This is a genomic window from Deltaproteobacteria bacterium (genome assembly GCA_019308905.1).
Classification (GTDB): domain Bacteria; phylum Desulfobacterota; class BSN033; order WVXP01; family WVXP01; genus JAFDHF01.
Map to the genome: position 1 here is coordinate 1 of JAFDHF010000063.1, position 24317 is coordinate 24317.

Annotated in this window: 22 protein-coding genes and 1 pseudogene; 2 read left to right on the forward strand and 21 right to left on the reverse strand. The window is 56.6% G+C overall.

The features are described 5' to 3' along the window. From JRJ26_16625 to JRJ26_16665, 9 genes and pseudogenes are all read right to left on the reverse strand, one after another. Positions 1-348: pseudogene (locus tag JRJ26_16625) on the reverse strand (4Fe-4S binding protein). Positions 349-442: 94 nt separating this feature from the next. Continuing rightward, a complete protein-coding gene (locus JRJ26_16630; protein ID MBW2059114.1) occupies positions 443-835 on the reverse strand; it encodes a hypothetical protein in 393 nt (130 codons plus the stop codon). Between the two features lie 126 nt (positions 836-961). Further along, positions 962-2116 (reverse strand): ABC transporter substrate-binding protein, encoded by a 1155-nt coding sequence (locus JRJ26_16635; GenBank protein ID MBW2059115.1) that lies wholly within the window; start codon positions 2114-2116, stop codon positions 962-964. Positions 2117-2618: 502 nt separating this feature from the next. Next, on the reverse strand, positions 2619-3317 hold the full coding sequence (locus JRJ26_16640; protein MBW2059116.1) for an ABC transporter ATP-binding protein: 699 nt from the start codon (positions 3315-3317) through the stop codon (positions 2619-2621). Beyond that, a complete protein-coding gene (locus JRJ26_16645; protein ID MBW2059117.1) occupies positions 3304-4098 on the reverse strand; it encodes an ABC transporter ATP-binding protein in 795 nt (264 codons plus the stop codon). The genes JRJ26_16640 and JRJ26_16645 overlap by 14 nt, the downstream gene beginning before the upstream one ends. Continuing rightward, complete coding sequence (locus JRJ26_16650; GenBank protein ID MBW2059118.1) at positions 4098-5234, reverse strand: branched-chain amino acid ABC transporter permease; 1137 nt, start codon at positions 5232-5234, stop codon at positions 4098-4100. The genes JRJ26_16645 and JRJ26_16650 overlap by 1 nt, the downstream gene beginning before the upstream one ends. Before the next feature lie 3 nt (positions 5235-5237). Next, positions 5238-6161: a branched-chain amino acid ABC transporter permease gene (locus JRJ26_16655; protein MBW2059119.1), complete on the reverse strand. Its 924-nt coding sequence runs from the start codon at positions 6159-6161 to the stop codon at positions 5238-5240. An 84-nt stretch (positions 6162-6245) separates the two neighbouring features. Further along, entirely contained in the window at positions 6246-7418 is a 1173-nt protein-coding gene (locus JRJ26_16660; GenBank protein MBW2059120.1) for a branched-chain amino acid ABC transporter substrate-binding protein, read from the reverse strand. Positions 7419-7566: 148 nt separating this feature from the next. Further along, on the reverse strand, positions 7567-8226 hold the full coding sequence (locus tag JRJ26_16665) for a GntR family transcriptional regulator (GenBank protein ID MBW2059121.1): 660 nt from the start codon (positions 8224-8226) through the stop codon (positions 7567-7569). Positions 8227-8693: 467 nt separating this feature from the next. Here JRJ26_16665 and JRJ26_16670 point away from each other — a divergent pair, with 467 nt between their 5' ends. Both JRJ26_16670 and JRJ26_16675 read left to right on the forward strand, forming a co-directional pair. Beyond that, the gene (locus JRJ26_16670; protein MBW2059122.1) at positions 8694-9332 is read left to right on the forward strand and encodes a corrinoid protein; all 639 of its coding nucleotides are present in this window, start codon (positions 8694-8696) and stop codon (positions 9330-9332) included. Positions 9333-9432: 100 nt separating this feature from the next. Beyond that, positions 9433-10824: a monomethylamine:corrinoid methyltransferase gene (locus JRJ26_16675; GenBank protein MBW2059123.1), complete on the forward strand. Its 1392-nt coding sequence runs from the start codon at positions 9433-9435 to the stop codon at positions 10822-10824. Positions 10825-11110: 286 nt separating this feature from the next. Here the strand turns inward: JRJ26_16675 and JRJ26_16680 are convergent, their stop codons facing one another. The 12 genes from JRJ26_16680 to JRJ26_16735 all read right to left on the reverse strand — a co-directional run bounded on the left by JRJ26_16680 (position 11111) and on the right by JRJ26_16735 (position 23826). Continuing rightward, positions 11111-11824 carry an ABC transporter ATP-binding protein gene (locus JRJ26_16680; GenBank protein MBW2059124.1) on the reverse strand — a complete coding sequence of 238 codons (714 nt, stop codon included), beginning with the start codon at positions 11822-11824 and terminating at the stop codon, positions 11111-11113. Next, positions 11808-12608: an ABC transporter ATP-binding protein gene (locus tag JRJ26_16685; protein ID MBW2059125.1), complete on the reverse strand. Its 801-nt coding sequence runs from the start codon at positions 12606-12608 to the stop codon at positions 11808-11810. The genes JRJ26_16680 and JRJ26_16685 overlap by 17 nt, the downstream gene beginning before the upstream one ends. Positions 12609-12618: 10 nt before the next feature. Further along, positions 12619-13767 carry a branched-chain amino acid ABC transporter permease gene (locus tag JRJ26_16690; GenBank protein ID MBW2059126.1) on the reverse strand — a complete coding sequence of 383 codons (1149 nt, stop codon included), beginning with the start codon at positions 13765-13767 and terminating at the stop codon, positions 12619-12621. A gap of 2 nt (positions 13768-13769) precedes the next feature. After that, positions 13770-14693, reverse strand: a complete 924-nt coding sequence (locus JRJ26_16695; protein ID MBW2059127.1) for a branched-chain amino acid ABC transporter permease — start codon at positions 14691-14693, stop codon at positions 13770-13772. A gap of 120 nt (positions 14694-14813) precedes the next feature. Then, on the reverse strand, positions 14814-15989 hold the full coding sequence (locus tag JRJ26_16700; protein MBW2059128.1) for a branched-chain amino acid ABC transporter substrate-binding protein: 1176 nt from the start codon (positions 15987-15989) through the stop codon (positions 14814-14816). Positions 15990-16090: 101 nt separating this feature from the next. Beyond that, positions 16091-17947 carry a TIGR03545 family protein gene (locus JRJ26_16705; protein ID MBW2059129.1) on the reverse strand — a complete coding sequence of 619 codons (1857 nt, stop codon included), beginning with the start codon at positions 17945-17947 and terminating at the stop codon, positions 16091-16093. 4 nt (positions 17948-17951) lie between these two features. Then, the gene (locus JRJ26_16710) at positions 17952-18470 is read right to left on the reverse strand and encodes a TIGR03546 family protein (GenBank protein MBW2059130.1); all 519 of its coding nucleotides are present in this window, start codon (positions 18468-18470) and stop codon (positions 17952-17954) included. Positions 18471-18905: 435 nt separating this feature from the next. Continuing rightward, positions 18906-19481 (reverse strand): hypothetical protein, encoded by a 576-nt coding sequence (locus tag JRJ26_16715; protein ID MBW2059131.1) that lies wholly within the window; start codon positions 19479-19481, stop codon positions 18906-18908. Further along, positions 19478-20527 (reverse strand): trypsin-like peptidase domain-containing protein, encoded by a 1050-nt coding sequence (locus tag JRJ26_16720; GenBank protein ID MBW2059132.1) that lies wholly within the window; start codon positions 20525-20527, stop codon positions 19478-19480. The genes JRJ26_16715 and JRJ26_16720 overlap by 4 nt, the downstream gene beginning before the upstream one ends. Before the next feature lie 57 nt (positions 20528-20584). After that, complete coding sequence (locus JRJ26_16725) at positions 20585-21787, reverse strand: LPP20 family lipoprotein (protein MBW2059133.1); 1203 nt, start codon at positions 21785-21787, stop codon at positions 20585-20587. A gap of 33 nt (positions 21788-21820) precedes the next feature. Beyond that, the gene (locus JRJ26_16730) at positions 21821-23182 is read right to left on the reverse strand and encodes a hypothetical protein (GenBank protein MBW2059134.1); all 1362 of its coding nucleotides are present in this window, start codon (positions 23180-23182) and stop codon (positions 21821-21823) included. 20 nt (positions 23183-23202) lie between these two features. Then, positions 23203-23826, reverse strand: a complete 624-nt coding sequence (locus tag JRJ26_16735; GenBank protein ID MBW2059135.1) for a penicillin-binding protein activator LpoB — start codon at positions 23824-23826, stop codon at positions 23203-23205. Between the last annotated feature and the right edge of the window lie 491 nt (positions 23827-24317).

Below are 24317 nucleotides of genomic sequence, written 5' to 3' on the forward strand. Positions count from 1 at the left end.
CGCATTGGATTTATCCCAGGCCTTGTCTGTTCTCGGGCCGGGCATAATTGCACGGCTGGGGCAGTACTCGGCGCAGAGGCCGCATTTCTCACAGAATCTCTGGACGCCTATGTCTATTGGGGAATCAGGCGTAAGTGGCAGGTCGGTGAAGACCTTGGCGATTCGGACTCTCGGCCCGAATTCACGGGTTATTAGAAGCCCCATCCGCCCGAGCTCTCCCAATCCGGCATCGATCGCCATGGGGATGCTCAGCCCCAACTCGTTTCCAGCCGGAATGGCACGGTAACCCAGTTCGCGTATGAACGTGGCCAGGGAGCTCGCCGTCCAGGCTGCTTTTGAATACCCGATATCGGTTTCAGGTTCCACGGCCGGGGTTCGCCGGAGGAGCTCGTACCCCATTTCATGGATGACGACGACGACCCTATCGTACTCCGGAGGGATATCAATGGGGTCGCCTGGTCCACAAGGGGTTGAGCCTGGCAATCCCAACCAGATCCGCACCGAACCACCGGGCCATCTCCTTTATGATTATGGCCATGGCGGAAGGGTCGGGGTTTTTCAGCCTGAACTTCTTGTTGTATATCGGCGCCCCTCCCCGCGCCAGCGCGTTTTTCCGCAGAATATAGTCCACCGTCCTGCCGGCCACCCACATGGCATGGTCGAGGATCGTTTTTCCGGGTATCAGCTTCTCTACGTTTTCCACGCTGTTTTCGTGCATTACCGTGTACTTGTCGCCTTCCACGGCTCCTCGGCTGAAGCCCGTATTCCGGTCGTCAAACCTCTGTAGGGGTCCGGTTATGTACTTTCTATAGTACGGCTCCTGCAATCGCCTCATAAAACGCTCCCGTGGACCTGTCCAGATTCTTTGGCCGGGTTGGACCGGGGATACATGCCACCTCGAGACATGCATCCCCTTGAGTAGCTATCGGGTCAGAAGGTTTGTTAGAAGGTATGATCCCGATTACTTGAGCAGTTTCCAGTCGCCATTTACCACCTTGACCATGACAAAGTAGTCCTTTGTCAGCCCGTTATGGTTTGTAGGCGAGTAGTTGTAGACTCCCACGACTCCGGTGTAGCCCTTGAGGTTCTCGATGTATTCCCTGATTTTCGTGGAATCGGGCCCTACACTTTCCAGCGCCTTGGCTATGATACGGATGGCATCATGGGCATTGCCGCCGAACTTGCTGACGGAATGGTGGAACTTAGATTCGTATGCCTCCCGATACCTTATCAGAACCGGTTTTTGAGGGTCTGATTCGGGGATCTGATCCGCAACGATGAGCTTCGGGGCCGGGAAGATAATCCCCTCGGCGGCTTTTCCGGTCATGGCCAGAAACTTCTTCGATGCCGCACCATGGCTCTGATAGAGGGGGATCTTCATGGCGAGCTGCTTCCAATTCTTGGTCACAATGGCCTCCGTGGGACCCACGGTCCAGCAGATAACCGCTTCGGCGTCTGTCCTCTGAATCGCCGTCAACTGAGCGGTCATATCGGAGTCCTTTGAGCCGAACTTCTCATCTGCCACGACCTGGATGCCGTACTGCGAGGAGAGCTTGATAAGCTGCTCGCGGCCGCTGTCGCCGAATCCGTTGGAGACCGTTATGATGCCGACCTTGCTTATTCCCGCTCTTCTCATGAACTCATAGATACGAGACACGGCGTTCCTGTCCGTCTGGACGGTGTTGAAAATCCATTTCTTGACCGGCTCGACGATCTTCCGACTCGCTCCCAGGGCGATGGTGGGTATTTCCGCCTCTTGTTCGATGGGAATCACAGCCAGGGCCGAACCACTCGAGAACGGTCCGAGAATGGCGCAGACCTTGTCTCTCTTAATAAGTTTTTGAACCGAAGTAACGGCGCGGGTCGGCTTTCCCTCGGTGTCATAGATGATCAGCTTCAGTGGATGGCCGTTTATGCCCCCTGAATCGTTGATCTCTTCCTCGATCATCATGAAGGTGTTCTTACCGGGCTGTCCGAGGAAGGATAGCCCCCCGGTCACCTCGAGGACGGCACCGACCTTGTAAGGTGCACCTGCTCCCCTGGCGGACGGGACTGCGGAATATGCAGCGACTACAAGCGCCAATGCAACGGTGACCAATGTTCTGGCTGTCTTCATGGGTTTCCCCCTTTCTTTTCGATTTTAGAACATACGCGACGAAGCTCCAGCAGATTCAACAGCCGCATACCACCCCCTTTCCACCGGCTGCTCCCAACCCGGAGCCTGGAGCACAGAGTCTATCCGTATTTCCTCAGAGAGTCAACCGCTTGTCATCTGGGGAGTTCCCTGAGTTTTCGGCCGAGGATTCTTGCAAGTATATGACTTCACGATTTTTTTCTGTTTTGGCAGGAGAACACCCCTGTGCCCTCGCTCCTGAGCTCACGCGGCGACCCTACCAAGGTTCGCGGGTGGGCAGTTCCTGCCCCTTTCCCAGGAACACGACTCACGAATCACGAACACGACCTTTCCCCTCCCCTCCCACCCTCGATGGGTACCCCACCGCTTCCGCAGTCTCCCTTCTTGCCTCTCTTTCGTCGTGGGAATCTCGAATCCGCAGCCCCAGACTCATAAGGTCTTTGGCTATTGAACGGGTTTTCGATTCATGACTTGTCAGGGCTTGCTAGAGGTAGGCCTTTCTGATGATCTCTTCGTTCATTAGAGACTCTTTCCTCCCCTCTGCAATGAGTCTTCCCTTCTGGAGAACATACCCGTAACCGGCAATGGAGATCGCCTTGGTCACGTTCTGTTCGATGAGGAATACGGTGATCCCCCTTTGGTTGATCTCTTCGATTTTCTGGAAAAACTGCTCCACCAGCAGAGGGGCCAGCCCGAGGGAAGGCTCATCAAGGAGCATCAGCCGGGGTCTGCCCATGAGTGCCCTTGAGATGGTCAACATGGTCTGTTCGCCCCCGGAGAGGGTACCGGCCACTTGGCCGATCCGGTCCCGGAGAACCGGGAACATCTGAAACACCTCTTCCATTCTCTGCTTCAGAACATCCTCTGCCGTCACGTGGAAGGCACCGACCCTCAGGTTCTCGTAGGTGGTCATGTTTGGGAATATCCCCCGCCCTTCCGGAACCACCGAAATCCCCAGCCGTACGATCTCGTCGGTGTTCAAGCGATCGATTCGTCTGTCCTCGAAGAAGATCCTGCCCTTTACCGGCCGGACAAATCCCAGGATCGTTTTCATGGTCGTGGTTTTCCCTGCCCCGTTCGGCCCGAGAAGGCACACAACCCTGCCTCTTTCCACCCTCATGGTGATGTCTCGAAGCATGGGGATGCCGTCATATTCCGTAGAAACGTTTTCAAGCCTGAGCATGCGGTGTCTCCCCTCCCAGGTAGGCCGATCTCACATTAGGATCCTCGGCGATCTTCTCGAAGGGGCCTTCGGCTATCTTCTCGCCGTAGTTGAGGACTGCGACTCTGTGGGCTATGGTCTGAACGACTCCAAGATCGTGTTCGATGATGACTATGCCTATCTCTGGCTTTCTCTGCCTTGCCTTTTCGATGTCGGCCATCAGTGTGCGTGTCTCCTCCGGGTCCATCCCTGCCGAGGGCTCGTCGAGAAGCAGGAGATCTGGATCCGTGGCGAGGGCACGGCAGATTTCAAGTCTTCGGCGATCCCCGAGTGTGAGGTCACCGGCTCGCTTGTCAGGGTCGGATCCGAGGTCTTGGCTGAAGTACCGGAGCAGTGAAACGGCCCGGTCGATACAGCCTCCCATCCGGCGGTTGAGTCTCTTTCTCAGAAAGAGCGCTTCCAGGACGCCTGACCGTTCTCGGTACCACATACCGCTCAGCACGTTGTCCAGGACCGAGAGTTCGAGAAAGAGGCGGCTGCTCTGGAAGGTGCGGGCTATACCCATGCGGGAGATCTCGGCAGGGGATTTCCCCGTGATGGGAACGCCCTTGAATAGGGTGTTGCCCTTTGTCGGGAGGTAGATTCCTGTGATGAGGTTGAAAAGGGTCGATTTGCCGGAACCGTTCGGGCCGATGAGCCCCACCACCTCACCCGCTCCGACCGAGAAATCGACCTCCTTGACCGCGATGAGGCCGCCGAAGCCAACCGTCAACTTCTCACATTCCAGCAGTACCATAGCCATCAAGCCCTTTGATGGGTTCTGACCCTCTTGGGCAGCAGTCCGTTGGGCCGCAGGATCAGCATGGCAAGAACGATCACCCCGTAGATCGTGAGGCGAAATTGCTGAAAAACCCTGAATTTCTCAGGGAGGACCGTCAGCAACACGGCCCCGAGGATGACACCGGTCACATTGTCCATGCCGCCGAGGATAACCATGATGACCACCATTACCGAGATCATAATGTCCGCATTGGGCGGGCCGATATACGAGATATAGTGGGCGTAGAAAGTGCCGGCGAATCCCGCAAAAGCGGCATCAAAGGTGAAGGCCAGCAGCTTCGCCCCCGACACGTTTATTCCCTGGCATTTGGCCGCAATCTCGTCTTCACGGATATAGTTCCAGGTCATTCCGATCCAGGAATTGTGGATCCTCCTGGCGCAGACCATGGCCAGGAAAGCAAAAATGACGACGAGATAGAGGAAGTTCGACTGGAAGGGGAGCTCCACGCCGAAAATGTGCAGGGGGTTGACCAGTTCCAGCCCGAAGACCTTGGGGTAGGGGATACCCAGCAGTCCTGCCGGGCCGCCTGTGAAGTGGACCGTGATGACGAACTGATAGAAGATCAGCCCGAAAGCCATTGTCACCAGGGCAAGGTAGTAGGTTTTGGTTTTCAATATGGGGATGGCCTGGAGAAATCCAAAGACGGCGGTGCAGGCGCTTGCCAAGAAGATGTTCATCCAGAAACCCGTGTGGAGATGGATGGAGAGAAGAGCTGCCGCATAAGCACCGATCCCGAAGAAGGCGGAAGAGGCGAAGTGGGTCATGTTTGCGCTGCCCAGGGTGAAGTTGAGCCCCATGGCAATGATCGAATAGAGGGCAGCCATCACGCATATGTGGATCAGATAGGCGCTGTCTCTGAAGATGAAGGGGATGGAGAAGATGCATCCAAAAAAGACGAGGTAGCTCAGCCAGCGGTGCGTAGAGAAGGCCCCTGCAATGGTCTCTCTGAGGGTGTGGTGCCTTCGGAACCCGTACAGGCCTGCCCCTGCAAGGAGGATGAGAGAGACCAGCACGTACATTGAGTCGCTCTTCATGAAAGCAACAAAGAATCCAAAGATGGCCAGTTCGACCAATACCAGCGCCAGCGGTCCGGGCATGGATCAAACCTTTTCAACGACTCTCTCACCCACGATTCCCCGGGGGCGAAAGATCAGAAAGAGGACCACGATGGAGAAGGCGATGAATTCCTTCCAAGAGGTCCCCTGGGGGATGAAAGCCATTGCGAACGTCTCCATCAAGCCGAAGACCAGCCCTCCCATTACGGCCCCGTAGACGTTTCCCAGGCCGCCGACCACGGCCACGGAAAAGCCCTTGACGCCGAAGAGAAGGCCGAGATCGAACCGCGTGCCTCCGAAGTAGAGGCCGTTCATAATACCGGCAACGGCTCCCAGCGCCGACCCGATGAAAAACGTGGCCACCACGGTCTTGTTCAGGTTGATTCCCATCATGAGAGCCACATCGCCGCTCTGGGATATGGCCCTTATGGCCAGTCCCAGGCGGGTTTTCTTGATAAAGAGAAACAGGGCCCCGATAAGCACAATGGTAAAGAGGAAGATCAAAATGTTCTCATAACTCAAGCGGATCCCCGCAACCTGGATGATTTTCTCTGGCAGCATCTTCGGAAAGGACTGGGGATTGGCCCCTGTCGGATAGAAATTCTTGATTCCCTCGCGGATTATGATACCCATGGCAACGGTTGCAACCAACACGATCAGGATAGGGGCCTTCCTGAACGGCCTTATGGCGACCCGCTCGACCAGAACCCCGAAAAAGCTCGTGGCCAGGACACCGAGAATCAACGTGATAGCAGTGATCTCCCACGGCGAGAGGACCTGAGTTATCCCCAGCTTCACGAGAATACCGTGAACCGCAAGGGTCAGGAATGCTCCGGCGATGCAGACGTCACCATGGGCAAAATGGATCACGTTCAGCGCACCGAAAAAGAGGGAGAAACCCACCCCTATCAGTGCATATGTGCAGGAGAGCATAAGCCCGTTGATCAGTTGGTCGATGATGACGTGCATTCCGGAGTTCCTGACCCTTTAGAGAGTTCTACGGTTTGGAAGAAAAGCCCGTGTTTCAAAGAAGCTTCCACCCTTGTCCGGTCACTACTTGCTCCTGATAGGCGGGAGCTTGCGTTTGCCTGTGGCGTAGTCGGACTCCTCCCAGATTTTCCAGTCCCCGTCCTGAGCCACGTAGATGACGTTGCCGGTGTGTACGTTCTGGCCGTCTTCGTTGAATGTGATGTGCCCTGTGAGGCCGTCATACACGGTTTTGCGGATCTCCTGGGTCACTTTTTCGCGGTCAGGCCCCACCTTCTCTATGGCATTCATCAAGATATTGGCCGCGTCATAGGCATAGAGACTGTACCAACCCGCAGGCTCCTTGTAGCCCTGCTCGTCATAGGCCTTCTTGAAGGGCTTCCAGGCCTTGAGTTTTTCCATGGCAATGCCCGGTTTGGTCACTATCGTGCCCTCGCTCGCGTCTTTCGTGACTTCAAAGAACTTCTTCGGATAGAGACCGGAATTGGCGGCGTAGAGGAAATCCATTCCCATCTTCTTCATCTGGACTCGGATCAGCGCGCCCTCCATCACCACGTTTCCCGAGTAAATAGCGTCCGGGTTCAGCTCCTGGATTTTTGTCAGGATCGGGCGGAAGTCCTGGGTACCCACCGGGGCGAAGTCCGTGGATACAACCTCCCCGCCGTTCTTCTTTACGGCCTGGCCGAAGTTCTCGGCGTTGGCCACCCCGTACACGGTTGGGTCGGAGATGATGCTCCACCGTTTGTACCCGAGTTTCCCCACGACAAAGGCGGCCAGGTCCTTGTTTTCCACATCGAGGGTAGAGGAGATCCGGGTGATCTCCGGGTAGCCCTGTTTGGTGAGATCCGGATGCATGCAGGCCCAGATCATAAAGGGCATTTTGAATCTGTGGAAGATGTGGATCGTGGCAAAAGCAACGGGGCTGTTCCAATGGCCGCAAGCGGCAATGACCTTCGGATCCGAGGTCAGTTTCAGGGCCGCTCCCACGCCGGTGGCAGGGGTCGACTCGTCGTCGAGGAAGATCACCTTATACTTGTACTTGTACTTGCCGGATGCATTTGCCTGTTTCACTGCCAGGTCGAAGCAGTTCTTGGCCCCAAGGCCCTCGTAGGCGCTTCCACCGGAGAAAGGCCCTATGAATCCCAGCTTGACGACTTTCTTAGCCAGGACCGCCCCTGGAGCTGCAAAGGCCGTGGCCACTGCAAAACAGAGAAAAAGCAAAAGAGTTTTTTTCCGCATTTTTCGACTCCCTCCTCGTTCTAGGTGGAATGATCTCTTGGTCACTGAGCCAAAAAAAACCGATGGTGCGGTCAAAATCGTACCCCTCTGCCTCACCCCCTTTCCCTTTGTGAAAGGATCAAATCACGCCCACGGAGGGCCCTAATCCCTAGCGTCGAGCTACCAGTTGCTTCGTGAGTTCCTGGGCCGCCTTCTCCAGATCCATCGCGAGCCACTTGCATACTTCTCTGCCGTCTCTCTGGCCCATTCCCCGGAGCATCCCCTCGTGGTAGACCCTGTGCTCCCCCACATCCCCTGCCACCAGATAGGTAAAGTAGTAGGGGCTGGTCCTCGACCAGAGATCCTCAATGATTTCTAAGAGGATCGGCATGTTCGCACTCCGGTAGATGGTGTGGTGGAATTCTCTGTTCTTGTTGAGATAGACTTCCCGGTCTCCTGTGACGACCATCTCATCCAGGAGCCGCTCCAGGGTCTGGATTGTTTCAAGACTAGGATTTTCGGCAGCCTTCTCAGCCGCCATACACTCGAGATTGATGCGAATGCGGAGGAGTTCGTTGAGATCGTCAACAGAGAGTCTTCTTACACTGAGCCTCCGGTTTTTCATTATTGAAACCAGATTCTTGGCTTCCAGTGCCCTGAGTGCCTGCCTGACTGGCATCAGGCTGACCCCCAGTTGTTCGGCCAGTTCCGTAATGGTAATCTGGGTCCCAGGGGAGAGCTTTCCCGAGATAATCGCTCTCAGCAGTTCGTTATAGACGGTTTTCTCAAGAGTGGAGTGGCTGACTGAGGCAAGATCATTCAGAGCCATGATACGGTCCATGGTGCTAAGGTGTTATGTTTGCCGGTGCAGGTTGTTTTGATATTGAACATTTGATCAAATATCAAAGCCTTTGTCAAATAGCGAATCGCCGGACTGAAGACCGTTTCGAGCCATAGTGAGAGAATATCGGCTTGATGCGGGCTTTTTCCCGCCATTTGGCTGGAAAACCGCCTTTCAGACCTGAGGCGGCGCACAGGGCCGGCCCGCTGGAGTCAAAAAGAATCCAAGATCAGGCCCGGCTTTTGATTTGGTAACAGTGGAGATTTTACGTGCAGCCGAGACGAGTGGAAGAGAGACTGAAAAAGAGAGTGCTTTTGTCAGCTATTCGCTCCTGACGGGCCGAGGTGCGTCCAGATCGGCCGAGTTGGCGTTTGACAGAAAATTTGATATTTGATCAAATATTAGAACATGCTGTTTCTGGTGAACCAAGACCCAAGGAGGTAAGGAGGTGCGGAATGAGTGAGCTTTTGGAGGAATTGGGAAGAGAAGTTCAGATAGGAGAGGTGAATAGGGTCAAAGAACTGATAAGCAGGGCGATAGATCAGGGCTTGACGGCGATGGACATCCTGGAAAAATCGCTGCGCCCTGCCATGGAAGAGGTGGGGAGAAAGTTTGAGACCCTCGAGATCTACCTCCCGGAGATGCTTCAGGCAGCCGACGCGATGACGGCAGGGGTTGAGATCCTGCGGCCCTATCTTGCCTCCGGTGGGGGTGAGCAGAGAAAGGGCCGGATTATCCTCGGGACGGTCCAAGGGGATGTCCACAAAATCGGAAAGGACATTGTCCGGATCATGTTGGAAGGGGCCGGCTTTGAGGTCTTTGACCTGGGTCACGATGTGTCGGTGAGCACCTTCGTGGAAAAGGCCGAAGAACTCCAGCCGGATATCGTGGGTATGTCGGCCCTGATGACCACTACCATGCAGAATATCCCCAGGGTAATGAGTGCGCTGGAGGATTCCGGTCTCCGGCAAAAGATGAAGGTGATCGTGGGCGGTGCGCCTGTTCTTCCCGAGTGGGCAGAGGAGATCGGTGCAGACGGATACGGGGAGAATGCCGTTGAGGCGGTAAACATCTCCAAGAAGCTGGTGGGCTGAAATACTCAGAGGCCGGGGATGTTTCGCACGGGTTAGGATCGGCCGGGGAGGAGAGTTTGCCGGCCTTATTCCGGCCATGGAGCAACGAAAGGAGAGTCCCATGATTGACTTTTGGGAAGTAGTAAATCGTTCCGACAATGGTGAAATGTTGGCCGAAGGGGAATTCGACCGTCGAGTGGGGAGGGTGGCCAGGGAGGTGACCAAGAAATACGATATCAAGTACAATCCTGAGGTGGTAATCCCGTCGGACGACAGCCTGCCCGACCGGCTTTTCGATGCCGCTGTCGAGTTTTTCCTGGAAGTTGGGGTCTATTGCACGGACACCGGCCGGGTAATGAAATTCGATAAGAAAGAGCTCTTCGATGCCCTGGAGGCGGGGGTAAACCAGATCGTCTGGGGAGAAGGCCGTGATCAGCGGGTCCAGAGGAACAGGAAAGTCGAGGATTCGAGACCGCCCTTTTGCAACTTCACCTTGGTCGGGACCCCTTACTCTGAGGAGACCTTTCTCCAGGCAGCGATGAGTGCGGCAAAGGAGCCCTTGGCTGACTGTTTTTCCGCCGGTTCCCTGCTCCATACCCTGGGTGGGATCGAAGTGAGGTCGGGCTCGCCCATCGAGGTGGAGGCTGCTATTTGGGATCTCGGTAAGAGGCGGGAGGCGGCCCGGAGGGTGGGGCACCCGGGAAAGGGAATGTACACCATGGTTTCGGCTGCGGAGAAGGCCGACGCTATGATCGCCGCGGCCAGGCCTGAATTCGGGGCCCTAGCGCGGGACGGCGTTCTTTGCGGAGCAATTGCGGAGATGAAGGTGGATTACGACCGGATGAAGAAGGTTCCCTTTCTCCGGCGGACCACATACACTATCGGAGGACTCTACGGTCCGCTCATGGGCGGATACGCCGGTGGGCCCGAAGGGACGAGCATGGTTCTGGTCGCCCATCATTTCCTGGGGCGTCTTGTCTTCGAGACGGAGTATTCGTGTTGTTTTCCCATTGAGATCCATGAGACGTGCAACACGACCCGTCGGATGCTTTGGTTGGTGAGCACTGCTCATCAGGCCCTGGCCCGCAACACCCATCTTCTCCATTTTGCCAATACTTTCATCGCCGCAGGTCCGTGCACGGAGATGGCATGCTACGAGTTGATAGCCCATGGGATCACTGCTGCGGTTTCCGGGTCGGATCTCTCCCCGGCTGCCGTAGCGCGGAACAGACACCCGGAGCGGTGCACCGGGATGGAGGGGCGAATCTGTGCCGAGGCGGCCCACTCGGCGACTAGGATGGGTTTGTCCCGTAAGGATGCCAACGATCTCGTGAAAAAGATCCTCCCGAAATACGAGGACAAGATATCCGAGGCGCCAGTCGGCAAGACGATCAGCGAATGTTATGACATGGAGCGGGTGGAGCCGAACCAGGAGTACCTCGATCTCTATGAACGCATCAAGAAGGAAGTGAGCTCCATGGGTCTGGTCTATCCTTCAATGGACCGCGTGTGATGGTGGGCCGGGCCTCTTAGACCCGGCCTTACGGTCTCCGACAACAGGGGTTCGCCTTTTCGAGGGGCTTTGCACGGCAGGGGGGAGAAGGACTGCGGAGACCTCGTGCTTCTCCCCCTGCTGTGGTTTTTCGGTGATGAACGCCCGACCGACCTGAGTTTGCGGGCGTTGTTTTGGAAAATGGCGGGCATGAGGGAGCAAGAAGGCAACCGACCTCTCCTTTTTTCTCTTTCCCGGCTCTGGCCGGGGCCGATTGCAGGGATTAGGGAAATCCCGGTATTGCCACCTAGTCTGACCCCCTGAGGTAGGCCTTCTTGATGACCTGGGTCTCCATGAGTTGCCGGGCGGTTCCCTGCGCTACGATACGGCCTTTCTGGAGAACATAGCCGCCGTCTGCAATGGAAAGGGCCTTGGCGGCGTTCTGCTCGATGAGGAGGATCGTTGTCTTTTCTTCCCGGTTGATCCTCGAGATGGTCTGGAAATACTCCTGGACCAGCCTGGGAGCCAACCCGAGAGAGGGCTCATCGAGCAGCAGGATCTTGGGCCTGCTCATCATTCCCCGGCCGATGGCGACCATACCCTGTTCTCCGCCGCTCAGGGTACCTGCCGTCTGATGGAGCCGGGTCTTGAGGGCGGGAAAGAGGTGGAAGACCCTTTCCACCCTTTCCTCGATACTCCTTGCGTCCTTGACAAAGAAAGCCCCCAGCCTGAGGTTTTCCAGGACCGTCATCTTCGGGAAGAGCCGTCTTCCTTCGGGAACGACCGAGATCCCGAGTTCGACGATGCGGTTTGTCTTGAGACCGGTGAGAGACCGCCCCTCAAAACGGATCTCTCCGCCTGTGGGTTTGACGAGGCCGAGGATTGTCTTTACGGTCGTCGATTTTCCCGCTCCATTGCTTCCGAGAAGACAGATCAGTTTCCCCCTTTCTATGCCGAGGTTCACGCCCCTGAGCATGGGGACACGGTCGTACTCCGTAGAAATATCAACAAGCCTGAGCATTTCGGTCCTTCTGCCCCAGATAGGCTTCCAGAACCTCCGGGTTGGCCGCTATCTCGGCAAAGGGACCTTCGGCGATTTTGCGGCCGTAGTTGAAGACCACGACGCGGTCCGCCACCCCTTTGATGACGGTCATGTCGTGTTCGATGATTATGATCCCGATCCGGCTCTTTTTCTGTTGGATCTTTCGTATGTCCTCCATGAGATCGGAGGTCTCCTCGGGATCCATCCCTGCAGACGGCTCATCCAGCAGTAGGAGTAAGGGATCCGCGGCCAGAGCCCTGCAGATTTCGAGCCTCCTTCTGTGGGCCTGGGGTAGATCTCCTGCCTTCTTGTAACAGCTATCGACGAGCTCCCGGCTGAAGAAACCCAGGAGTTCGATGGCTCGACGGGCCGCCTCCCTGAGTTCCTCCCTGGCAAATCGGTTGCGAAAGACGGCATGATACCACTGGGATTTCTGTTTATGATGCATTCCGATGATCACGTTGTCGAGGACACTGAGGTTGGCAAACAATCGGTTGTTCTGGAAGGTCCTGGCGATCCCCCGCCGGGCGAGCTGGAAGGCCGGAAAGCCCAGAGTACTCTCCCCTAGAAAGAGGATCTCACCCGCCGTGGGCCGGTAGATCCCGGTAAGGAGATTGAAAAAAGTCGTCTTGCCCGACCCGTTTGGGCCGATCAGGCCGACGACTTCACCTGGGGCCATCTCAAAGGAGACCCGGTCCACGGCAGTCAGCCCTCCGAAGTTGATCGTGAGGTCCCGGGTTTCCAAGAGCAAAGGGGAAGGCATCTGGAGTCTGTCAACCATATTTTCTCAACTTCTGGGGAAAGAGTCCCTGGGGCCTGGCAACCAGGGTGGTGATAACGATGACACCGTACATCATGAGCCTGAAGTCCTCGAATATGCGGAATTTCTCCGGGAGCAGGGTCAAGAGAACCGCGCCGAAGACAACCCCGAACACGTTGTCCATGCCTCCGAGAATCACCATGGTCACGACGACCACCGAGAGCATAAACTGAAAATTCTCCGGCGAGATAAAGCCCACATAATGGGCGTAGACCGCCCCGGTCACGCCGTCGAGAAAACAGTTGATACAGAAGGAAAGGATCTTGTAATTGGCGACGTGGATTCCAGAACATCGTGCAGCGATCTCGTCCTCCCGGATGGCGTTCCATGTCAGACCTGTCCGGGAGTCGTGGAGTCGCTGGGAGATTACGGTGTAGACCAGACAGAAAGAGAGGACGAGGTAGTAGTAGTTGGCATGAAAGGGAAGGCTGAGTCCGAGGACATCGATGCCCTGTCTGAAGGAATGGCCGAAGAGGCTGGGAGCAGGGATGTCGCCTATCCCGTTCGGCCCCCCGGTAAAGTGGAGGTTGTTCAGCAAGAGGTAGACGATCAGACCAAAGGCGATGGTCACGAGGGAGAGATAGTAGTCCTTGGTCTTCGTGGTGGGCAAGCCCAGGAGAAAGCCCATGAATGACGCAGCACCTCCAGCGGCAAAGATAACCAGCCAGAAACCCGCACCCGTGTGCACCGACAGGAGCGCCGACGTATAGGCACCGACACCATAGGAGGCGGCCGTGGCGAGGTTGACGATATTGGTGCTTCCGAGCTGGTAGTTGAGGCCCGTTGCGAGCATCACATAGATCCCGGCAGTAAGGCAGATATGGATCAGATAGGGATCGTCTCTCAGGACGACTGGAAGAGCGACCAGCAGGACGACTGCGATGATTACCGAAAAACCCCTCTGGTGCCGGAAGGCCGTGGTGAGGTAATCCTGGACCCTTTCAGACCGATCGAAGAGATACCAGCATCCGCCGATTGCCAGAATCACGACGATCGTTCCCACCACATGCTCCACCCGCAGAAAAAGAACAAACACCGAGAAAGCAAACAGCTCTGCCAGCAAAACCAGGACCGCTTCCTGAATCCGGCCGTATTTCTTCATGATCAAACCTTCTCGTAGGCCTTTTCCCCCAGGATGCCCGAAGGCTTGAAGACAAGGAAGAAGATGACCACCAGAAAGGCAAACACGTCCTTGTATGCCGTTCCTCCGGGTATGAAAGCAGAGGCAAAGGTCTCCACGAATCCAAGGACGAGACCTCCAAATATGGCGCCGTAGATATTGCCGAGCCCCCCCACCACCGCAGCAGAGAAGCCCTTGATGCCTCCCATGAGCCCCATGTCGAAACGGACGATACTGATATAGGCTCCGTTCAGGATACCCGCCACCGCACCCAGACCTGAACCCAACAGAAAAGTCACCGCCACCGTGGTGTCTATGTTGATTCCCATCATCATAGCGGCCTCCATGTCTTGGGATATGGCGCGGATGGCCGCACCCATCCGGGTGCGTTCGATAAAGAGGAACATGGAGAAGATGAGTCCGACCGTCACTCCCAGGATGATCAGGTTGTCGTAGCGGAGGGGGATGCCTGCCACATGGAGACCCCCGCCGGGGAGGAGCTGGGGAAAGATTTGAGGATTGCTTCCCTGGGGGTAGAATACTCGGATAGCCTCTCGGATGATTAGACCCAGGGCTACCGTGGCCACAAGGACCATCAGGAGCGGGGCGTGTCTGAAAGGCCTTATAACCAGCCTTTCAAAGACCGCACCGAGGATACCCGTCACGGCGGCGGCGGCCCCGATCAGGACAGGGACGGACAGTCCGGGCGGAAGGACTTCAAGGAGGCCGCTGGCTCTTCCTACAGCGTAGAAGATGAGAATTACGTAGCTGCCGAGGATGCAGACGTCTCCGTGGGAGAAGTGGACCACGTTGAGAGCACCGAAAAAGAGGCTGAACCCGATGGCGATGAGGGTGTAGTTGCATCCAAGGAGCAAGGCGTTGATGCTCTGTTGGATGAGCTCCGACAAGGGAATCCCTCCCTCAAGGAAAACAGACGAGAGCCGACAGGGCTCTGTCGTCCCCTCTCACGAATCACCTGAACGTCCCGGGCAGGATGGGGCTGCCGGAAGAGGACGGATCCATCTCCATCAGGGCCTGGGAAGACTTCTTTCTCCCCTGGCGTAAGCCGATTTTCCCCATTTCACCCATCTGCCGTCCTGGCTCACGAGCCTGGTCACGAGGGCGAGCTCCGTCTGCCCGTTCTGGTCAAAGGTGGTTGTTCCAAGGATCCCCTTGTATTTCATTGCCCGGATCGCCTTGGCGATCGCCGTCTTGTCGTCAGGTCCGACCTGTCTCAGAGCCTCGAGGATGATATTGGCCGCTTCATAGGCATAGATACCGTAGGCCCCCATGGGTTCACCGTAGCCTTGCTCCTCGTAAGCCTTCTTGAATTCCACGCCCCCTGGCAACTCGTCAAGATCGAAGCCCGGCTTGGTGATGACGGTTCCTTCGGCGGCCTTCCCGGCCACCTCGTTGAATTTCTCGTCTGCAAGCCCGGAGACCGCGCAGAAGAGCTTGTTCAATCCGACTTTCGCCATCTGGCTCTTGGTAAGAGCGCCCTCCATAACGACGCCGCCGAAATAGATGGCAGAAGGATCGAGCCCCTTGATCTTTGTCAGGATCGGTCTGAAGTCGGTTGTTCCCACCGGAACCGCGTCGACCGACAGTATCTTTGCGCCGTATTTCTCGGCCAGGGCCTTGAAGGCTTTGGTGTTCTGCTCGCCGTAGTCCGTCGTGTCCGAGATGATACTGAAGCTCCTGTACCCGAGATCCTGGATGACCCATTTGGCAAAAGGCACGTTCTCCTGCACCAGCGTCGGGCAGTTGCGGGTGACCTCAGGATAGTTGTACTCCGTGATCCTGGGACTGATCGCCCCCCAGACAACAAACGGAACCTTGAAAGAATGGAAAGTGTGGATCGTTGCAAGAGCGCACGCGCTGTTCCAATGGCCGCTAGCTGCAACCACCTTCCGGTCCGAGACAGCCTTGAGAGCCGCAGAAACCGCCACGGCCGGATCGGATGCGTCGTCCAGGGGCACCATCTTGATCTTGTAAGGAAAGTCACCGGAGGCGTTGGCCTGCTTGATGGCAAGATCAAAACAGTTCTTGGCCCCGTTGCCCTGAGCGGCGTTGGGTCCGGTCAGAGGGCCGATAAAGGCGATCTTGACGGTTTTCGCCCAGACCGCCTTCGGCCATGGGGAGAGGACAATCACCACGGTGACAGCCGTGGCAAGCACGACAAAAGCAAAGGAGAGTCTCTTCATGGTTTGTTCCTCCTTCGTCTGATCCGTGATTCTCTTGTTCCGACAGCCCAGCTTCCAATATAGTGGGTCCTCCGTGAAAACACAAGAAGGAAAAAGAAAGATCAGGCAAGCCTTTCCGGTCTTTCAGAGGGATTTTGCCCTGTTGCCGCCCCCTGGAGAGAAGTCTTCCCCCTGCCGCCCTTCTGCTTCACTGGGCGGGTAGCGTGGAGTCGGCGGACCAGGTCACCGAGAACGCGCTTCTCATAGGTGGCCACCTGGACCTGGAAAGCGGTGAGTTTCTCGTGCAACCTGCTGTTGACTATTTTTCTGACCTTGCGGCGCAGGCTTTGTCGTCGGGCACGAAAGACTCTCTCCAGGGACGCAGACAGGGTCGTGGAAGCCGGAGTGGCGAGTCGCATGCGGGGTTGATCAATGGTTCCCGAAATGTAAAGATCCATCTCGAGTGGTTCCGGGTTGTCGAAGAGACCCGCCAGTAGCGCCGCTCCTGATCCGAGCTTCACCTTTGGTCGGTTGAGGCTCACCCGGACTGTTCCTTCCATGTCCTCACCCCTGAACCTGATATCTCCCTCCATATCGAGAGATGCTGAGGTGAGCAGTAGAGCCCTGTCGCGGTCGAGGCCGTCTTGGGAGCGATCCAACCTGAGGCTTTTGATAAGGAGTTCCATGTGATCCCGAGAGGGTCTTTTCCGATGGTCGAATTCTGCAAAGAAGACGAGCTGCCCGGGCTCTTCCCCGGGCAGCGTCGCCTCGAATCGGAAAACCGTGGGTTTCCCATAGAGAGCGGGTTGTGAGGTCAGCCCCTGGACTTCCCCGGAGAGGCGGCTGAACAAGGCACGGCCCGGTTCGGCGCCTCCGTGAGGGAGAGCAGAAAACTCGCCTACTTCAAGGACGAACTTGGGCCACCCGCTGGTGACAGGGAAGAGGACATCCAAGCCCTTAAGACCGGATGCAGGCCTGGTTCTCGGCTCTTGCTGCCTGCCCTCGGGTGGGCCTGACGGCATAAAACGGGCGATTCTCCTGTACCAGGCCAGAACGTGATCCACCTTTCTGGCAATGTCCTTGCCCAAGAGGACACAGAGCAGATCCTCAGCCCTGGGCTCCCGGATGTCGAGTCGTGTCCAGAGGGTTTTGAAATCCTGCTTTTCGAGCCTTTTCAACTCGCTCGGAGGGCATTTCAGGCTTCTCACCTGCTTCTGGAATTCGGCTCTGGCGGCTAGCAGATTCTTCCTGATGTCTGCCAGTCTCTGCTCGGCATCCGTGACCCTTCGCAGGCAACCTGATAACTCGCCGGTCGCTTTGGGCATTTCCCTCGTCAGGTTTCTAAGTGCGGCCAGGGAATCCTTGATCTCCTTCTCTGTTGGAAGGCCTGCAAGGTGTCTGTCCCAGGATGTCTTCAGGTTGGTGAACTCCTGTTGACGGGCGGCCAGAAAATCGGACGAGGGCAGGCTGGTCTCGGCTAAGAAGTCTCCAAGAAGTCCATCCTCGGGGTTCTGAAGGAGAGACAGATCGGGAAGGACGCAGTCCTGGATTTCCCTGTCTCCCTGCCTGCCGATTTGGGCGCCATATGGTCTCTTCGGCTGCTGTCGAAGCCTTGGTGGCAGCCCTCCCGAGGTCTGACGAGGAGTGGCCCAGACAATGTCCTCCGCTTTCAAGCGCTGGACGACGAATTTCCTCCTGAGCAGGGGAAGAGCCGCCAGATCCAGGGTCACGTTCCGGGCTTCGAAGATATTCCGCATGGGTTCGTCCGGGTCGGCCACCCTGAGGTTTCTGATCTCTATGTCGAGGCCGAAGGGGCTGAACTTGAGGTCCCCGATGTCGACTCGAGCGCCCACTGCGAGGCTGGCCTGGTCTTGAAGAATCGACTTGATGATGCTGTCCAGGCGGAGAAGATTGAATCCACCGATGAGGGCAACAACGGCGACGAAAATTGCCAGTCCAGACCGCCGGATCATTTTCATTGTTCTAGCCCTTCAGTTCGCTGTGGCGAATGTACCACCTGTAAAGGCTGGAGGCTCTGACCACCCGGACAACCTTGCACCTCTTGACATGTTCGACCACGGCCTCCCTGTACTTGACGATTACGATGCAACCGCCGAGATACAGGGGACAAAAAGTCATGAGAGAGAAGACCAAGCTCCCCAGGACAAGGGTGTTGTTGAATCGGGTATAGGGAACCAGAGGGGCGTTGTAGAGGGTTGTCCAGAACCCTCGGAGAGGCCTTAGGTCAGCCAGCAGAAAGAGCCCCAGCCGATGAAAGAGTGGATCACCTGCCAGGGCTAAGCCGCTGAAGACCATCCATGAGAGTACGACCGCGGTTAGGTTCACCGGGAAGAGGAGAATCGAAAGGAGGACCAGCAGATTATGGAGGCTGGAGATTGGTGTGAATCCAAGAACCATGCCGAGGGCAAATCCGAGTGAGATCTGGCGCGGGTCTCTATGCGAGCCCATCACCGTGATGAACCTTAGAATGTACCGGACCATGGAGCCCCTCTAGGTCTGAGATTCGGTGTGGGTCCTGGGAAAAAACGACGGTACAGCACTCATGCCTGGGAGGATTCTGCGAGCCGGCTTTCCTTTCTCACTCTGTGCAACCCGTAGCAGTCGTCCTTGCTCTTGGAGACCATTGTAAGGGGAAGCGGTCGAGGGTGTCAAGGAGAAAGAGGCCGGAGCTTCCTCTCCTGTCGAGGAAGGGAACAGACCGTAAGGTCAAGCGCTCGGAAGAGTTCTCGACCTAGAGCTAAAGAAACCCTGGGAGGGCACGCACGTGTGATTTGGGCTCGGAGGAGAGGCATTCGGATGTTCCCGCGGGTTTGATCCGCGCAGACAACCCCTCAAGCCCAACCTGGCTGTCCTGGGTGAGGCACGCCCGGAAGAGGCTCTGAGTTTGAGCCCGAGACCGGGCCCCGGGGTCCTTATCTATCTCTGTTGCTTTTCCAGCTCCTGCAGTTCCTTGTGGAGCCTCTCGGCGTTCTCCCTGACGTAGTCTCGCACCTGGCTGTCGAGTTCCTTGTAGTCGTTCAACGCCTCTTTGAAGGTCAGGAGGTCCATCTCGCACAGGGAGAAAAATGAATCGTCCTTAGGATCCCTCCAGTGGTCCACGATCCTCGCCCCGTGGAGCGTGGTCTTCGTAAAATTCTTCAGTGCCTGCTCCACGTGCTGCTCTTCGGCAGAAGCGGACATGTCTCCGGCCGTTGTGGAAGCCATGTAGTCCTTTGCCAGAGAGGCCACATAGGTCTCGAGGATCTTGGCGACTTCTGCCCGGGCCCTGTTGTCGGCAGTCGATACGAGGAGCGCCTTGTTCGAGATCCCGGAAGCTATACCCACGCCATAGAATATCTTCTTCTTTTTCATGTCAAAGGCGCCGCTTCCCTTGTCCACCCATGCGGGCCTGCCTTTGGTCGATGGAGCCGGCTTTCTCGTGGCGCATCCCGCGAGAAAGAGGGCCCCGATGACCGTCCCGATGCACAGTGCCTGCCACGCTTTTGCTTTCATGGATACCTCCTCTTCTTGAAGTCTTGGATCTTTTGGTGCATCTCCTCCATCATGGTCTCCATCTCCTCCATGCCTGCAACCAATTCCTCCATGACATAGGGGTTTTTCCTTGTGAGGATCTCTCCTCTCTCAGAGGCATTCTTCGTTTCCCCTTCGGCTTTGCACGGGGGCTTCTCCCGACTCCTGGGGCCCGAGGGTTGTTCGGATGCTTCCCCGTCACGATGGGGAACGGACGAGGTCTCTCCCTGTTCCTCGGAAGATCGGGTCGGTGCTGCCGCGGCGACAGGATAGCCCAAGCGGTCGAGCCATCCAAGAACCACCTTCGATCTGATGGAGAAATTGACGTCCGTGATGACCGTGCCGTCGGCGGCCTGCCGGGCGATCATGGAATTGACTCCTATTATCCTCCCCTCCCGGTCGAGTAAGGGGCCGCCCGAGTTACCCCGGTTGATGCTCGCCTCTGTCTGGAACAGATTCTTCCCCGCAATCCCGCCGAAGCCGTCTATCCGGGCGCTGATCACCCCGGTGGTCAGGCTCCAGAGCCCTCCCTGTTCGGGATGGCCGATGGCGTAAGCCTGGTCGCCTATGGATACCCTGTCGGAATCGCCGAACCGGAGCGCTACAAGGGGTTCCTCCACCCCTATGATCCTGACCAGAGCCAGATCGAGGGGGAGATCGTAGGCCAAGACCCTTCCCCGGTATCCCCTGGAAAGGTCCCGCTTGTAGTTTCCGGTAATCTGCCTGGGTTTCAAGAAGACCGAGATCTTGGACGCAGGTGCAGAGGAGTTCCGAGGGACCAGGATATGGGCACTGGTGATCACCAAGCCGTCCTCCCGGATTATCGATCCTGTACCGGCCCGTCCTGCCTGCGAGTCTTGGAAGGCGACGATAAAAACTACCCCGGGGCTCGCCTTCCGGTAAATCGCCCCAGCAGTCAGGGCGGAGGCGGAGTGGCCCAGCAGGACGAATCCTGCTATAAGTACCGGCATGAAAAAGACTGCCCCTGGTATCCTTCGTCGGTTCCTCATCTTCACTATCCTCATCATCCTTCACGGTTGTTTCGACCTTTGGTATTACGCAAATCCCGTACCATCGTTTGGAGGTCAAGGTGGAAGAATATACTCCTTCACCTTGCCCGCCGTATCCATGACCAGCCTCTTCTGTATCCTGCGAACCGCCCGGTCCTCGGCCTGGGGGAAACTCAGGTGGGCCTCCCTTCCCGTTTCGTTGAGGCTTCCGAACACGGTTCCTTCCCTCTGATCCAGCAGATCCAAATGGATTCGCCATCGTACGTAATTCCATTCCGATGCCTGCCGCTCCAGGGGAGTGATCTCTATGGTCCCTTTCACAAGGACCCGGGCCTTGGCGAGGTCACAAGAGACGGCGATTCCCCGCTCATTGAGAGCCTGAACAAGGGCCTCTTTGATCCGGTCGGCATGGCTGCCCGTGATCACGAGGCCGACCGAAAAATCCCTTGAGAGTGCGGTTTCAAGCTGGTTCCTGATTTCACGAAAACCGAAAGGTGGGGGGATGCCCTTTCCAGAGGGAGTGACGATTCGGAGTTCCCCGTTGCATGCCTCCCTGAGGAGATACTTCCGGACAGAACGGCTGAGATATCTGATCCTGGCCAGGACGTCCTCCTGGTCCGCCGCCTCGGCCAAAAGGCCCTCGATCGATCGATCCAGCTCTCTAATTCTCCGTCTGAGGATTGTAGCCGATTGATCCCTGTCGAGCAAGGCAAGGGCGTAATAGATTGGATCAGGCCCTCCCTCAAGGTAGACCTCTGCGATCCTCACACCCGAAAGCACCCTCTCGGTCGAGATCGTGGTGATCTGCTCGATGTCGATGGATCCGGTCTGGGCAGACTTGCCCATGGATGTGGTCTCCAGATACTCCTCGTAGATCCTGGTCTGGGAGAGTATCCTGCTGGAGAACACCTTGGCGATCTCGGCGCGGGCGTTCTCCTCTGCGGAACGGCGATCCGAACCGTAGCCAACCCCAGTGAGATATCTCCACTCTGGGTATCTCGCGCTCCTGCCGTCCACCCAGTCCGGCCTCCCTCCCTCAGCCAAGGGTGCGGTGGTCTCTGGTACGATTCTGTCATGGGATGGTCTTCGCTCGTCTCTTCTCGACCGTCCTGCAGGGGACTGAGAGGGTTTTTCTTCCATCTCCAGCTCACGGAAGGCCAGGTCCGCTTTCCCGCGGATCTCCTGGACGTGAACCTCCGGCCGCGGGGATGCACATCCGGCCCCGATCAGACAGACAACCGAGAGAGCAAAGAGTCGTAGTTCCGGCGGTCTCATCATGGCTTTACCCCGGGCCACTCTGCTCGGGTGACCTCAAAGGAGTGATGCACAGGTGAAGAAGCGTTTTTCCCCCTCCTTGATGGTGAAGGATTCGACGGCTCTTGAGAAGACCACGTGGCCCTCTGCATCGACAAATCCGATCTCCCCCCGGTATTGTCCGGGGGGAACCCGAGCCCTGCCGATCCGGATTTCTGCGGGGAGGAGCCTCCAGTGGCGAAGGTCTGCATGCTCCGTGATGATGCCGGCCATGTTGCCGACGACTTGGACCAGCAGGGCCAGGGACTCGTTGTCTCTCTTTTCGGCCGACCGTACGGCCGCCATGGTTGCCAGGTACTTGGCGGTTGCCCTGGCGATGGCCTTGGCCCTGATCCCGGCGATCCTGTTTTCCAGGTTCTTCACCGCGATTGCACCGATATCTTCCACGAGGACCGTAGGGAATCGAAAAGAGCTCTCCGAAGCCGGGTTTATCAGGTCTATCTCGGCACGGGAAATCGTCCGGGGCCTCCTTTCAAACCTGGGATAGGCGATCTTGATCACATATCCATCCGACATGGGAACAAACCAGTGCTGCTCCACCTTCTCCGGCCCCTGTCCATTGTAATGGACAAAATAGACCTCGGCCGTCTTGTCCTCTTCTCCCTGGATCCCGGTGTCTGTGCAGTCGTATTGCTCCTGAATCTTTGCTGCCTCTTCATGGAAATCCAAGGCCCTTGCCGTCCTGAGCAGGTTCTCAATCAAGACGGGTGGCGCTGGTATGCCGTAGTTTACAAGGTAGTCGGTCCTGTAGATCTCCTCGGCTTTCCGGTAGGAGATGAAGGCGTCGTTCTTCTCTCCACCTGCTTCATAGAGGACCCCCATGAGGAAACGAATGAATGCGTCCTCTTTGTAGGCGCTTCTCCGCTCCACTCCGTATTGACCATTGATAGCGCTCAACTTACTGTCCACCTTCCTGGCCTCCACCAGGGCGTCCTCCCACAGACCCAACTCGGCATAGTTCAAGGCCATAAAGAGATTGACGAGGGCATTCTCGAAGTCTTCCCCCCTGTAAGGAATGGTCCGATCGTTGATGAGAAAGGAGGCTGTCTCTCTGGAAAGAGATCTGGTGTATAGCTCGTTCATGATGGATTCGGCACGGGCCAGGAACCGGTTGCTCTCTTGATAGTTCCCGGCATAGTGAGCGAGTATGCCCCCGTCCAGGTAGTAGAGTGCGGAGTCCGGCCCGGTGTATGCCTTGCTGTTTTCTCTGATCAGCCTTAGAGCCGAAGGGTAATCTGCCTGAACCAGATAATTTTGGATCTGCGAGTAATGCCTGAACGGTTGAGCACAGGAGAAAACGAGAATTCCCGGCAGGAGGAGAGACGATAGGAAGGCACACCTCTTTTTCAGGTCTTTCATGGCCGGCTTCGGGGTTGGTTCTAGAGCCTCATTTTGGGTCTCTTGATGAGTTTCTTGATCTTCTTTTCTCCAATCCAGGCCTTGATATTGTTGGACATGTCGATGAGTTCCAGGTTGACCTGATAGAACATCACGGCCTTTCCCTTGACCTCGTCTCTGATGGTGTTTATCGTCCCTATCAACATGAAATCCGCGCCGACCTCTTCCCCAGGGGGCTTCATGGTTTCGTCCGAGGCGTGTCTTGCCATGTCGAGCCTCTCCTCTCGGATCTGTCTCCTCTCGTCACTTGAGGCCACGAAGCGGACCTCACCCGAGTTGATCAGGGCCCTTTCCAGGTCCTTGACAAAGGTCTGGACATTGATATGCTCGTGGCTCCGGTTCCTTACCAGGCCCACAACTACTGTGGGGATCTTTCCCGCGTGCTTTTCCTTGAACCTCTCCACCCAGGGATGGTCGAGGCAGTCCCGTATCATCTCCTCTGAAACCATCCTCGAATCCACGTCGTTCCAGCGCCCGCTGAGATCTATTGTGGTTTCAACCTCTTTCCGTTCGACCTTGGGTGTGGAGGCGCAATGCTGCAGGAGGACCAAAGCGGCAAGTAGCACGAGTGAAAACACGATTCTCTCGGATTTCGGGTTTCTCATGTCTGCCTCCCTTTCTGGGGTTGATAAACGATCTATAGCACTCCGGTGCGGTTTTTGGAAGTCTCTTTTTGGGAAGGCCCACGGGAGTCGGTTCGCGGAGTCTCCTCCTCCAAAGAGCACCGGCCGTGGCGACTCCCGGAAGGTCGACGCAATCTCTGTGCCACCTAACAGGCCAATGTCGTCAGACGGCCCCTCACGCGACGTGCAGGAGGTTCGTTGTCTCCCCCCACCACGGGCCGGTTTCGATAAAACGAACCGAATTCAGCGTTGTTCCGCAGACTCCAAGAGCGGGGCGGACAAGACAAGAGATATTTTCCATTTTCAGGAAAGATTCGATCAAAAAGGCCGAAATAGCTCTTTTACGGCCCCTTTTTCACAAATCCGGCTCTTGACAAACGACAGAGGATACATTATAAGAAGCATACTTCCGAATTTGTTCTATATATCGAACAATCCCTATATCCCATCTTGGGGGTAGGCTTGAGTCCAGC